The organism is Serratia sp. A07 (assembly GCF_058725505.1).
In genome coordinates, this window is sequence record NZ_JBZXDO010000031.1 from 23,856 (window position 1) to 37,051 (window position 13,196).

At 55.7% G+C, this 13,196-nt stretch carries 12 protein-coding genes; 4 read left to right on the top strand and 8 right to left on the bottom strand.

What is annotated here, in order from left to right; all coding sequences use genetic code 11:
- The first annotated feature begins 21 nt into the window (after positions 1-21).
- A complete protein-coding gene (lptF, locus tag AC4PR2_RS22500) occupies positions 22-1,092 on the top strand; it encodes an LPS export ABC transporter permease LptF (protein WP_337046644.1) in 1,071 nt (356 codons plus the stop codon).
- Positions 1,089-2,168, top strand: a complete 1,080-nt coding sequence (lptG, locus tag AC4PR2_RS22505) for an LPS export ABC transporter permease LptG (protein ID WP_337046645.1) — start codon at positions 1,089-1,091, stop codon at positions 2,166-2,168. Before lptF ends, lptG begins: the two co-directional genes overlap by 4 nt.
- Positions 2,169-2,305: 137 nt before the next feature.
- On the opposite strand, the gene AC4PR2_RS22510 is transcribed toward lptG, so the two are convergent.
- From AC4PR2_RS22510 to AC4PR2_RS22520, 3 genes are all read right to left on the bottom strand, one after another.
- Complete coding sequence (locus AC4PR2_RS22510; protein WP_141959742.1) at positions 2,306-3,292, bottom strand: PDDEXK family nuclease; 987 nt, start codon at positions 3,290-3,292, stop codon at positions 2,306-2,308.
- A 404-nt stretch (positions 3,293-3,696) separates the two neighbouring features.
- On the bottom strand, positions 3,697-3,903 hold the full coding sequence (locus tag AC4PR2_RS22515; protein WP_060420857.1) for a DUF6434 domain-containing protein: 207 nt from the start codon (positions 3,901-3,903) through the stop codon (positions 3,697-3,699).
- A 180-nt stretch (positions 3,904-4,083) separates the two neighbouring features.
- Positions 4,084-5,391: a serine hydrolase domain-containing protein gene (locus tag AC4PR2_RS22520; RefSeq protein ID WP_089186200.1), complete on the bottom strand. Its 1,308-nt coding sequence runs from the start codon at positions 5,389-5,391 to the stop codon at positions 4,084-4,086.
- A gap of 107 nt (positions 5,392-5,498) precedes the next feature.
- Here AC4PR2_RS22520 and AC4PR2_RS22525 point away from each other — a divergent pair, with 107 nt between their 5' ends.
- A complete protein-coding gene (locus AC4PR2_RS22525; RefSeq protein ID WP_197803059.1) occupies positions 5,499-6,392 on the top strand; it encodes a LysR family transcriptional regulator in 894 nt (297 codons plus the stop codon).
- Between the two features lie 395 nt (positions 6,393-6,787).
- Here the strand turns inward: AC4PR2_RS22525 and AC4PR2_RS22530 are convergent, their stop codons facing one another.
- Together AC4PR2_RS22530 and halA are read right to left on the bottom strand one after the other, a co-directional pair.
- Positions 6,788-7,447, bottom strand: a complete 660-nt coding sequence (locus tag AC4PR2_RS22530; RefSeq protein ID WP_197803057.1) for a nucleotidyltransferase domain-containing protein — start codon at positions 7,445-7,447, stop codon at positions 6,788-6,790.
- A gap of 1 nt (position 7,448) precedes the next feature.
- Complete coding sequence (halA, locus tag AC4PR2_RS22535; protein WP_197803055.1) at positions 7,449-8,567, bottom strand: anti-phage Hailong system effector protein HalA; 1,119 nt, start codon at positions 8,565-8,567, stop codon at positions 7,449-7,451.
- Positions 8,568-9,147: 580 nt separating this feature from the next.
- Here halA and AC4PR2_RS22540 point away from each other — a divergent pair.
- Positions 9,148-10,152, top strand: a complete 1,005-nt coding sequence (locus tag AC4PR2_RS22540) for a substrate-binding domain-containing protein (protein WP_197803053.1) — start codon at positions 9,148-9,150, stop codon at positions 10,150-10,152.
- Positions 10,153-10,158: 6 nt separating this feature from the next.
- Here the strand turns inward: AC4PR2_RS22540 and araD are convergent, their stop codons facing one another.
- Genes araD through AC4PR2_RS22555 form a run of 3 tightly spaced genes read right to left on the bottom strand, consistent with a single transcriptional unit; the run spans position 10,159 to position 13,188 of the window.
- Positions 10,159-10,851 (bottom strand): L-ribulose-5-phosphate 4-epimerase, encoded by a 693-nt coding sequence (gene araD, locus AC4PR2_RS22545; RefSeq protein WP_337046646.1) that lies wholly within the window; start codon positions 10,849-10,851, stop codon positions 10,159-10,161.
- Entirely contained in the window at positions 10,845-11,714 is an 870-nt protein-coding gene (locus tag AC4PR2_RS22550) for an L-ribulose-5-phosphate 3-epimerase (RefSeq protein ID WP_197782681.1), read from the bottom strand. Before AC4PR2_RS22550 ends, araD begins: the two co-directional genes overlap by 7 nt.
- Entirely contained in the window at positions 11,701-13,188 is a 1,488-nt protein-coding gene (locus AC4PR2_RS22555) for an FGGY-family carbohydrate kinase (RefSeq protein ID WP_346420305.1), read from the bottom strand. The genes AC4PR2_RS22550 and AC4PR2_RS22555 overlap by 14 nt, the downstream gene beginning before the upstream one ends.
- Between the last annotated feature and the right edge of the window lie 8 nt (positions 13,189-13,196).

Consider the following 13,196-nt stretch of genomic DNA (forward strand, 5'->3'; position numbering starts at 1 on the left):
GCCGCCGGGAGCCGATAACGCATGTCTTTGATTGAACGCTATATCACGGTTGAGATCCGCCGCCTGGTGGTGATGATCGCCGGGTTTCTGATCTTCATGTTCGCCAGCTACTCCGCCCAGCGCTACCTGACCGACGCCGCCAACGGCACGCTGGCGCTGCGGGTGGTGGCCGAGGTGGTTTTCTATAAATCGCTGATCGCGCTGGAGATGATATTGCCCGTCGCGCTGTATGTCTCGGTGGCGGTGGCGCTGAGCCAGCTGTACAGCGATGCGGAGATCACCGCCATGCTGGCCGCCGGCGCCAGCCCGCTGCGGCTGTACAAGGCAGTGCTGATACTGGCCGTGCCGCTGGCGATAGCGGTCACGCTGCTGTCGCTGTATGGCAGGCCTTGGGCGTACGCCAATATCTATCAGCTGCAGCAAGAGTCACAGTCGGTGCTGGACGTGAGCCACCTGCAGGCCGACAAATTCAACGTCAGCGGCAACGGCCGCATGATCCTCGCCAGTCGCGTCGACAAAACGGCCAATCATCTGACGGATGCCCTGATTTATGTGCGCGGCGGCCATCACACCAACCTGTACCGCGCGCAGTCGGTGGAGGTGCTCGACGCCTCTCCCGCCAGCCCCGCCGTGCGGCTGAAAACCGGCACCGCCTATGTGCTGGATCGCCAGGGCACCGACGACAACGGGCAGAACTACGACAGCTTTGATATCGCGCTCAAACCGTTCGTGCCCAGCGCCGAGAGCCGGCACAAGTCGGCCTCGCCGGCGGAGCTGGCGCGCTCCGCCGATCCGGGTGACGCCGCCGAACTGCAATGGCGCGAGAGCCGCGGGCTGACCACCGTGCTGATGGTGCTGCTGGCGATCCCCTTTAGCCGCATCAAGCCGCGGCAGGGGCGCTATGCCGCGCTGTTGCCCCTGACGGTACTGTTTACCGTGATTTTCTATGGCGGCAACATTTGCCGCACGCTGGTGGCCAACGGCTCTCTGCCGACGATCCCCGGCGTTTGGCTGGTGCCGCTGGCGATGGCTGTCGGCATCGCCCTGCTGCTGGCGCGCGATTTATCCCTGCTGCGGACACCCTCCCGATGACTATTTTTAGCCGTTACCTGATCCGCAACGTGTTCATCGGCTTCGCCGCCGCGGCCGGGCTGCTCATCCCGCTGTTCACCACCTTTACGCTGATCAACGAGCTGGAAGACGTGGCCCCGGGCGGCTACCGCTGGCAGCAGGCGCTGCTGGTGACCGTGCTGACCCTGCCGCGCAGCCTGGTCGATCTGGGGCCGTTTATCGCGCTGCTCGGCGGCATCGTCGGGCTAGGGCAGCTGTCCAAAACCCTGGAACTGACCGCGATCCGCTCCGCCGGGATGTCGATATTCCGCATTGCGCTGGTAATGCTCGCCGCCGGGCTGCTGATGAACCTCTCGCTCGGCGCCCTCGATGAGTGGGCGGCCTCGCCGCTGCAGCAACGCGCGCTGCAGATGAAGAACAACGCCCTGGCGCAGTCGAACGATAACGACGTCACCGTAAACCCGCTGTGGGCACGGCGCGGCAACGAGTTTGTGACGGTCAAAACCGTCGATGAGAACGACCAGCCCCACGGCATTGAGATCTTCCGCTATCAGGCCAACCGCGCGCTGGAATCTTACCTCTACGCCGACAGCGCCAGCACCGCCGCCGACGGCAGCTGGCTGCTGCACAACGTGATGCAGAAACGCTGGCAAGGCGGAAAGGAGACGATTGAGCGGCAAAGCAGCCTGCCGTGGCGCTCGCTGTTCGCCGTGCCGAGCCTGAAAGAGCTGACCCTGCCGGCGGGCAGCTTCTCGCTCCAACAGCTGGAACGCTATATCGATTACCTGCAGGGCTCGGGGCAGCCCAGCACCGAATACCGCCTGGCGCTGTGGAAAAAACTCGGCCAGCCCCTGCTGGTGCTGGCGATGATTCTGTTGGCCATCCCGTTTACCTTTACCGCCCCGCGCGCCCCCGGCATGGGCAGCCGATTAGCGCTCGGCGTGATCGTCGGGCTGCTGACCTACATCGCTTACCAGATCGTCCTCAACCTGGGGTTGCTGTTCGCCCTCAACGCGGCCTTCACCGCCCTCGCTCCGCCGCTTTTGATCCTGGCGCTGGCGTTGGCGCTGGTTTATCGGTTTGATCGGCGGGGTTAGGGATAGCGCTGCTGTAGAGGCGATCTTGGCAAGGTTTGCGAGAAAATAAGAGTACTAAGCGGAACAATGCCATCGCATTAGGGGCAAGGTTCCGCTTTGCGTGCTGAGACCATCTGATTGGCCGTCTGAGATCAATCTTACTGGTGCATCTCAATGCTATAGCCAAGGCTGGCAAACTTATTTATCAGCTTTTGAATAGAGCCAATACTCCATTGATTAGTAATTAGTACTATCTCACCGGAGGCAAGCTCAATGGTTTCATCATGAAATCGCTTACGCCGTGACGCAATCACATCCTGTTCAACCTTAATAAGGCTGCGATGGATATCATCGCCAAACACAGACGCTATCGCCTGCATACCATACGGATTAGTATCCATAATCCATTCGCTCATCAGCTCATAGGCCAGATTTCTTTTGTTATAAACCACACCCTTATAGATAAATTTCGAGTAATCCCTCTCTCCTTTTTCTTTGGCATCCCTGGCTTCCGTTTCTTTTCGTTTCTGTCTAACCAAGAAATCTTTTGCTTCGGGTAGTGGTATTATCTGTTCAAAATTGACCAGTACCTTATCAAGGTGCAAATAAGGGCTTAACTTGAAACAGCTGACATTTAACCCGTTATTGTTCAGCCAAAGTACCGTATTTGTTACTTCCGTAGAGAAATCAGCTGAGATCAGTACAATCCTTACCTGAGTATTGAAGTCAGCAATCTCGCCTTCGTCTCGCTCACAAAACTTGAGTATCTCCTGCTCAGCATTCTTAGCAACGCCTTCTTTATCAAGATGTTTTTGGTAGCACTCCGCAGCATCATTAAACGTCATTTGTGAAACCATAGCAGCATACCTTACCGCCTGAAGTTCCATATGCGCACCTTGTTCATCACGCTTCAGCTCAACGACAACCAGATTAAACGCCTTGTCGATACAGAGTAAATCAATTCTACGTTGACTGTTTTCCCAATTGTTAAACTCCTCCTGGATTACCAGGCAATCGGGCAAAAAATCGCTCATGTTCTTGGCTATTGCTGACTGAATATCCCTACGTTCGAGGATCGATTCGCGCATAAACGTAGTTTTAGCAACCTTTTTGAATTCTTGGTCTTCCAAAGTGAATAAACCCATGACTCCCTCATCATTAGATCTGAAATAGTTTAAATTTGGAAAAAAGTTTCATGAATTTAATCTATCACGACGGAAGGGATTTTTCTCTTGGAAAAACAGTTGATAGGCCTCTAGTATTGATGCGAACGGGAGAAATTTTATTATTGGCTAAATAATCAACACCAGCTCATGCGGTCGCCGCTGGTCAATATCTGGTTTTGGATTAATGGCCAATCACTTACTTATTCCGCCCTCTGGATTTTACCGCTATGCCTCATTCCAATAAGACACCCTGAAATTTCACACCTTGCCGAACTTTATGATAGAGAAACATTTGAAGACTTGAGCAAAATGAACGACCGTTCCAGTACCTAACGATAAGGCGCTGCCCGAACTGCACCCTAACCGGCTAGGGTTACGAACGACTATGAGTGCCTACGCTGCCACTCATCAACCACATCACCTAGCGTCTTTGGCACGTCATTGCGTATCCATGCCATGAATTCACGATCGAAGCGAAAATCCTCTCCGCACGCCTCAACCATGAAACGACGGACGTTTTGCGTATTTTTGTAGCTTTTATCCACGATCGTGGCGCGTGTTAACAATGCGCTATGCCAATCGATTTTCAATTTAGCCACTCCTGTGAAGAGCCGTTCGATAGAGAGCTTCAACCTGGCCTGCCATGCCGCACTTTTGTCACGCCCGTTTCGGCGCAAAGTGGATGTGGTGAAAAGCATAGCCCAGATCGCCGTTTCCGCGCTGTTATATGCATGGGCGGAATGGCAACCGCCCCTGCTCGCTCCGTGGAATTAACGCAGTTCCTTGGCTATCGCGCTAAACATCAGCGAGGCCTCCAGCGGTTGCGCGCTGAAAGAAGGCTCCGCCTGCGGCCAGGTGGACCACTGGACGATCACCAGATTCTCCGCCTGATTGACCATGATCATCTGGCCGAAGATCCCCAGCGCCCACAGAGAATGCTTGAGGGAAGTCTGCGGGGCGGGTTCCACGTTGGCCGCATTGGTCGGCACTTCGTTGTTCCACCACTGGTAGCCGTAAATACCGTCAGGATGCGCCGCCGATACCGAGCCCGCCGCCCGCGTCCAGTTGGACGACTGGGCTACCCAATCTTCCGGCAGGATCTGTTTGCCGTTCGGCAACCTCCCGTTATGCAGGATGAACTCGCCAAAGCGCCCCCAATCTTCCAGCGTGGCGTTGAATCCATGCGCGCCCACGTCGTGCTGGCCTTTGGCATAGGCATGCCACACCCCGTCGCTCGCCATGCCGTACGGCTGCCAGATGCTTTGCTCAAGATAGGCCGCCAGCGGCATGCCGGTGGCACGCTCCAGCACGTCGCCCAGCAGCCACGCCCCGCCGGAGGAATAAGACCAGTTCTGCCCGGCCGGGTGTGCGCGGCGTAGGCCGGCCACCAGCTTGCGCACGCAGGCGTAGGTGCCGGGCTTGGCTTCACACTCGGTCAGCTGCGCGAAGTCCGATTTCGGGTTGGTGTAATCCTCATTCCACGCCACGCCGGAGGTGTGAGTGATCAGCTGCCTGAGGGTCACGCCGTCCCACGCGGTGCCTTTCAGATCGGGTTCGTATTGCGTGATGAGATCGTCGAGCGAGCGGATCTTGCCCTGTTTAATCGCCACGCCCACCAGCGTGGCGACCACCGATTTGCCCACGGAGCGCGATGTCCACAGGGTAGCATCGGTATTGCCCTCCCCCAGATATTTCCAGGCGATTTTGCCGTCTTTCAATACCAGCATGCCGCTGACGTTCTGGCGCTGCAGGTAATCCTGCAGGTGGTAGGTTTTGCCATTCACCCGATAGGTGGCGTCCGTTAACGGTTTAGCGGCAGTAAGTAGCGGCGCGGCGTTGCCGTGGTGAAACACATCTCCCGCATAGTTGCGGTAGTCGTTACGAAAACCGATCACCCGGTCGCTCTGGCTCCAGGTGAGCATTTTGTGCGTGTCCGGCAATTGCGCATCGAAAGGCGCGGGACAGGCGCTGAGTTCGGTGCCCGCACAGGCGGCCAGCGCGGCGGGCGCCAACAGGCCGCTGCAGAGACTGATGACAACGCCCGCCAGCAGGCTGCGGTTAAACACTTTGCTTTTCATATTTTTTCTCGCTTAGCTCAGGAAGGCGTTCAGCTTAAAAAAACGCGGCCTATAATAAAAAACGCCTGATGGGGGAAAATCCCCCGCAAAATCGACGGGAGAACCGCGTGCCGAGCCTGATTTATTCCTTTGCCCAACTGGAAGCCTTCACCGCCGTGGCCGAGCACGGCAGCCTGGCGAAAGCCGCGCTCAAGCTGGGTAAAGACCGCACGACGCTGCGCGATTTGATTGATTTTCTCGAGGATGGCTTGGGCTATGCGCTGTTCCTGCGCGAGGGGCGCAGCCTGCACCTGACGCCGGAAGGCGAACAGCTGCAACGCCAGGCGCACCTGCTGATGCGCCAGGTGAAAGCGTTTGAAGCGTTTGCCAAAGACGTGCCGAAGAGCGCGGCGCAGGAAATCTCGCTGGTCTACGATCCCTTCACGCCCCGCGCATTGCTGCAGGCGCTGATTGCCGCCATGGCCCAGCGCAACACGCGCCTGAGCCTGATTAACGCCTCGCGCGACGAAGCGGAAAGCCTGCTGGCAAGCGGCCAGGCCGATCTGGGCATCTGCCAGGCGCGCCACCGCAGCGTGGGCGACGCCATGGAGTGGCGTGCCTTAGGGGCGATAGGGATGGATTTTTACGCGTCTAAAGCGCTTTTCCCCGGCGCGGAACAGCCGCTCTCGCTGCTGGAACTTTCGCTCACGCCGCAGGTGATCATGCACCCGGATTCTGACGAACCGGTGGCGCGCCGCCTGCAAATTTCAGGGCACACTATCTTCACCAACGAACTGGAGATGCTGCGCGCCCTGCTTGAACAGGGCTGCGGCTGGGGATTCCTGCCGACGCACATGCATGCGGAACAGTGGAAAAACGTCAACACGCTGCGCACCGAAGTGGGCAGCCAAGGGATCAGCCAAACCATGGTGACCATCTGGAAACCGGGCAATGACCGGCGGGCGCTGATTGATGAGACGTTGGGGTTGTTACCGGGGTTGTGGCGGAAATATGTGGGTTAGTTTTGTCAAACGAAGCTGAGTGGGTGGTGTTTTTGGCTAAAGAGAGATGAAGGGCAGACTAGCTAATGTTGTCGCTGTTAGTCTAGCGTGGAAACTTGCCTAAACTGTTTTCAGATCATTATTAAATTGAGGTTGCTATTTTCATAAATTAAAGCCCCATCGTTATGGGATATATTAAAAGTTCCTTCCAAGCCTAAAACGTAATATTTCACAATGACACTAAAACCCAATATCATGCAACATTAGACTCCTTATTATTACCATATCCCCCGATAGAATAGACACAAAATTATCGATTAAGATCAATCAGCAATTGAATGTATTTTCACCGCCAAGTGTTTTTCATTAAAAATAAAAAATCGATAGCCCCAGAAATTCATATGGGGGCTATGTGTTTAATAATTTAGTAAAGTGTCATTTCCATTAGTAAGGTTTTTTATACTTTTTCTAAGAAATGGCTCCGTCATCAAATCATCTATTCTCATGCCATATATTGATAAAAAATTATAACATATAGAGATAGTGTTTTTAATGTCAACCTGCGATGACTTCAAAGCAATAAGTGTCGATATATCTTGATATGTGATTGATTCAGTTGAAAATTTCATCGCCAAGCTCTCCTTTGAAAAAAGGGGGTTTCGCATTTCTGCACTAAGAGATATAAGAATTGTCCTTACACACCATGACACCCTTTTATTCATTAAAAACTTGTTTTTTATTTTTTTGTTATCAGTACATATGAATTGTAACAACTTTGTTGCGGTATCAATATCTTTTGAATAGTTCTCTTTATATCTGAATGATGAGCTTATTTTTTCAAAAAGCTCTTCATTAAATACTGACACTCCCTCCTCTTTCAGATGTAAAGCAAACAAACTTCCTCCCTCCATTATTTTCTCTGCCAATGCCATAGGGTACATTGCTATATTTAGTTTTCCCTTAACAACCATTTTGTAATGCAAACCATCATATATAGCAAACATGTCTACATCAGACGTGTCAGTTTGTTCTCCTCTGGCAGTGCTTCCATAAATAGCCAAAGATTTAATATTCATACTAAGTCCTTGATGTACATATTTTATTTATTAAAGTTGGTATTAATATACCATACCACCACACGCCAATCATCATATTAATTAGGTGAATCACTTCAGATAGCTCTTCAGCACCGGTGGTGGAAGTCTGTGTTGAATACTTCGTATAACCGGTAAGAAGTGTTATATCTACTGACTTCATTAATGAGCCTATAATATCTCCAGATGAAGTTATACTGTAGATACCAGCGAACATAATCATTATAAATAAACCAACAAATACACATCTAAATAAACTCCCCCCCCAACCATTTATAAGACCTGAAGTGTTTATTATAAAATTTTCAACCATAGACTTTAGTAATAATAAACTATACCAAGTCTTTTTTATTATTTTCGAATCTGCACGCTCAAAAGAAATGGCTTTCTGCTTTGATATTTGTTTGCACTTGAAGTGAACCTCCACAGCCTGATAGTAAGCTTCATCGTCTGGAATTGTAGATAAAGAATTAAGCACTACCTTTGAGCATTTTGTTTTGGTCCCGTAGGAACGGTATTTTTGATACTCAGGTGTAGCACCTTCTTTTTCTAAAATATCTTTATCCTGACGAACAAATAGTGAATTTATAAATTTACCGGGTTCAATATAGGTATTCTTTAACTTTGTTTCATTCCCGGAGTAAGATATATCATTATATATACAGTTGTTAAATTGGCAATTTTCAAAGGATGCCATTGAAAAACTACACTCGTTGAAGATACAGTCTATAAATTTAATATTTTTAAAATTTGCATAACCAAAGCAAACTTTTCTAAACTCACACTTCTTGAAGGTTATCCTAACTCCTTTATTATCCCCGTAGATATCGCACTCGGTGAATACATACCCCTCAAAAAACTTATTTTTGAAATTTTCCGACTTAATTTTAGTAAGAATTATCTTACCATCCTGACTTCGAGAATTAGCTATTTGATCAGGAATTGTTAAATCTATCGTGACCTTTCTAGGCCCAGAATTGTTTCTTCCATTAATATTAAGGTCATCAAAACCCCATGGAATGAATTCTTCCAATTTGATCTGAGAGTCATATGTAACATCCCAATAATTTTTTATCCGATGCTGCCTGACGCCATTGTTCATTTTTCAATCCACATTGTTATTCTGCTGTGTATCTCAGGCTTTTGTTAATATTTTAACCAGAACAGTCTTCAGCTACATAAAAGATAAACCCTTCTGGTTGGGCAGTTTTTGAAACGTAACAACGCATTGGTAATCTAGCCACTTGATCACTGGATTGTACTAAGGAACGTTCGCAAAACATTCCTTAGTAAATAATTAGCGACACACCTACCCTCAAATGCCCAAGTAAAAACCACCTCATAGTATTTTAGCAAGTGAATTGCTACATGTTCAAGCAATACAAATGACCGTTCTTGAATTTGGTTACTATGTTATTGGGCACTGAGTTGATGGGAACTGGTTATGAACGTCTGCTACTGGCGCCAAGCCGTAGATCAATGCAGACAAAGGAATCACCGCAGATAACACCACTATCTTTCGCCATGGTTTAATTCAATAACACTTGGTGTATATCTGATATCACAGCAGCTATTTCAAGTCCCACTGGCATGCGTATGGCACCAAGCAACTCCCCCCTAGCACCGCCCCCGCCCTTTCCCTACAATAAGGGATCTGTTGAGGCATAACGCAAGGAAAGACGGTGTCGAAAGCCAATCCCAATGCCACTATCGTGGATATCGCCCGCCGCGCCAGGGTGACCAATATCACCGTTTCCCGCGCCTTCAATAAGCCCGAGCTGGTCAAGCCGGAAACCCGCGAGCGCATTCACGCCATTGCCAAAGAGCTGAACTATGTGCCCAACGCGTTCGCGCAGGGGCTGAAAAGCAGCAGCAGCCAGATTATCGGCATCGTCACCAGCAGCATGTACAACCCGTTCTATTCCGGCCTGATCAAGACCGTGTCGCGCATTGCGCGTCTGCAGGGCTACCAGATCATGCTGTTCGACACCGACGGCAGCGAAGAGGCGGAAATGCGCGCCATTCAGGCGCTGTTCGGCTACAAGGCGCGCGGCATCCTGCTGTCGGCGGTGCGCGACGACAAGCGCTACCGCCCCGCCTATCTCGAGCTGGCCGAGGTGTACGGCGTGCCGCTGATCCTGATCGACCGCGATCTTTACGATCAGCAGCTGAGCGGCGTGTTCCTCGATAACCGCGAGATCGGCGTGCTGGCCGGGCGCTATCTGGCGGAGCAGCCGGAGCAGAAGCTGCTGATCATCGGCGGCCCGGCGGATTCGGAAATTACCTTAACGCGCACCGCCGGCATCGTCGCGGCGCTGCAGGGCAGCGGCCGTGAGATTCACATCATCAACGGCGACTACGATTTCACCTCGCAGGAAAGTGAGGTGCGCGCCTATCTGGCGCAGCCGGAGAACCGCCCGGATTACATCATCGGCCTGAACGGCATCATCACGCTGGGCGCCATCGCCATCTGCCACGAGATGGGGCTCTATCAGCAGGTGAAGTTCTTCTCGATAGACGAACCGCCGCGCGCCGGCGCTTACGGCCTGCACATTCCGGGGGTGTATCACGATACGCAGAAACTGGGGGAGATTGCCGCGGAGCTGCTGTTCAGCGCCATTAACAGCCCGCGCGGCGAGTTGCCGGCGCGCAGAGAGTTCTTCACCGGCTCGCTATTGAATCGCTGACGGGCGCTATTGCCCGTAGTAAGCGTGTTTGCCGTGCTTGCGCAGGAAATGTTTGTCCAATAGCTCCGGCTGCATCGGGGCGATGGCCGGCGCCAGCTGGCGCGTCGCCATCGCCATGATCGCCACCTCTTCCAGCACCACCGCGTTGTGCACCGCATCCGCCGCGTCCTTGCCCCAGGCAAACGGGCCGTGGGAATAGACCAGCACTCCCGGCACCTGCTGCGGATCGCGCCCCGCCTGATTGAAGGTCTCGATAATCACCTTGCCGGTTTCCCCCTCGTAATCGCCGGCGATCTCCGCCTCGCTCATCGGCCGGGTGCAGGGAATGTCGCCGTAAAAGTAGTCGGCGTGGGTGGTGCCCAGCGCCGGGATCGGCTGCCCGGCCTGCGCCCAGATGGTGGCGTTGCGGCTGTGGGTGTGCACCACGCCGCCGATATCGGCGAAGGCGCGGTACAGCGCCAGGTGGGTGGCGGTGTCGGATGAGGGTTTGCGGTGCCCTTCGCGCACCTTGCCCTCCAGATCCACCACCACCAGATCCTCTAGCGTCATCACCTCGTAGGCGATGCCCGAAGGCTTGATCACCACCAGCCCGCTATGGCGGTCGATCGCCGAGACGTTGCCCCAGGTAAAGGTCACCAGCCCGTATGCCGGCAGGCTGAGGTTAGCGGCCAGCACCTGCCGTTTGAGTTCGTTCAGCATGCGATGCCTCCCTCATTCATCTGTTGTTCGATCCAGGCCTTGGCCTGGGCGATGCGTTGCTTATCCTGCCCGTCTTCACGCGCCCACATCTCCAGCAGGTAGGGGCCGCGATAGCCGAGCGCGTTGAGCACGGCAAAGGCGTGGGCGAAATCCACGCAGCCCTCGCCGAACGGCACGTCGCGGAACTGCCCGGCGCTGCCCGGCCCCACCGCGACGGTGTCTTTGAGGTGCACGGCGGTGATGCTGCCGATGCCCAGCGCCAGCTCGGCGGCGACGTCGTTACCCCAGGCGCTGAGGTTGCCGAGATCGGGATACACCGTGAACCACGGGCTGTTGACGTGGCGCGCGATGTCGCGCCATTTGCTGATGCTGTTGATGAACGGCGTGTCCATCACCTCCACCGACAGCATCACCTGCGCCCTGGCGGCCTGCGCCGCCGCCCACTGCATGCCCTCGATAAAGCGTGCGCGGCTGTGGCGATCGGCGGGTTCGTAATAGACGTCGTAGCCCGCCAGCTGGATGTTGCGGATGCCGAGATCCGTCGCCAGTTCCAGCGCCTTGCTCATCAGCACCCGCGCTCGCTCGCGGGTGGCGGCGTCGGCGCTGCCGAACGGATCGCGCCGGTGCGCCGACAGGCACAGGCTCGGCACCGTCACCCCGCTGTCGAGCCGCGCCTGGATAAACGCCAGCCGCTGGCGGCGATCCCAGTCCAGCCGCTGCTGGCGCGCCGGCTGTTCATCGATCGACATCTCCACGAACTCAAAGCCCAGCTCGGCGGCGGTGGCCAGCCGCTGCGGCCAGCTCAGATCGGCGGGCAGCGCCTTTTCATACAGCCCCAGACAGGCGGCGTTAGTCGTTTGCATCAGTCACCTCACTCAAAGCCTGGGCGACCGCCAGATAGCGCGCCTGCTGGGCGCGCAGGCGGCGGTGGGCGGCGGTCGCGGGATAATAACAGCGCAGTTTGGGCGGCGCGGCGGCGATCGCCTCGGCGAACCCGGCGTACTCCCCGGCGCCGACGGCGGCGCACAGGGCGGCGGCGCGGCAGCCGCTCTGGCGCGTTTCCACCACCTCGAGCGGCAGGTTGCCGGCGTCGGCGTACATCTGCATCCAGACCTCGGACTGCGTCGGCCCGCCGGTCATGCGCACCCGCTCGATGCGCGGGTTCAGCTGCACCATGCGCTCCTGATGGATCAGGTGCGAGAACACGATGCCCTGGTAGATCGCCTGCACCACGTCCGCCATCTCGTGGTGGGCGCTCAGGCCGATCAGCCCGCCCGGCGTGTTGCCGCCGAGGTTGGAGCCGTACAGATAAGGCAGGAACAGCAGCCCGCTCGGCTGCTCGCGGCGCTCGGCCACCCAGGCGTTAAACTGGGCGTAGCGCTGCCGGTCGTCGGCGCAGAACTGGCGCAGGAACCAGGCCAGGTTGCCGGCCGAGGTCGGGCTGCCTTCGTGCACGAAATAGCGGCCGTCGATGCAGTAGCGCCCCCAGGCGTAGGGGTAATCGGCGGGCATGATGCGCTCGGTCACGCAGGTGGCGATCGACCAAGTTCCCGCCACCGCGCTGAGCGTGCGATCGTCGGCCACGCCGGAGCTGAGCGCCGCGCCCACCACGTCGAACAGGCCGCCGTACACTGCGGTGCCAACGCGCAGGCCGCACTGCGCCGCCGCCGCGGCCGTCACCCGCCCGGCCAGCTGCGCCGAGCCGATCACCGGCGCGGTTTTCTCCTGCGCCTCTTCGATGCCGAAGGCCGCCATCAGCGCCGGATCGTAAGCGCCGCTGTGCTGGTTAAACAGGTTGCTGCCGGAGATGTTGGTCACCTCGGCCGCCGCCTCGCCGGTGAGGCGGAAGCGCAGGTAGTCGTGCGCCATCAGGATGCGATCGACGGCGGCGTACTGCGCCGGTTGCCGCTGCTTCAGCCAGCGCAGTAGCAGCGCCGGATGGCTGGGCCACAGCGGCTGCAGGCTGCGCGGGTAGGTCTGCGCGTCCACGCCGGCGCGGCGCAGCTCAGCCACCGTGGCCGCCGCGCGGTTGTCCGAAGAGAGGATGCCGTTGCCGACCGGCTTGCCGTGGCGGTCGATGGCGTACAACCCTTTGCCGTGCGCCGAAAAGCTGACGCCACGCACCTGGCCGGCCGCCAGCCCCGCCGCGTGCAGCGTCTGGCGGATCGCCGCGCAAACGTCATCCCACAGCGCGTCCATATTGCGTTCGCTGAAGCCCGGCTGGGCGGCAATCGCCGCGCCGTCGCGCTCGGCGATCGCCAGCTCTTCGCCGCTTGCCCGGTACAGCCCGGCCTTGATCACCGTGCCGCCGACGTCTATGCCAAGAAAGACTGCCATCGCGCCTC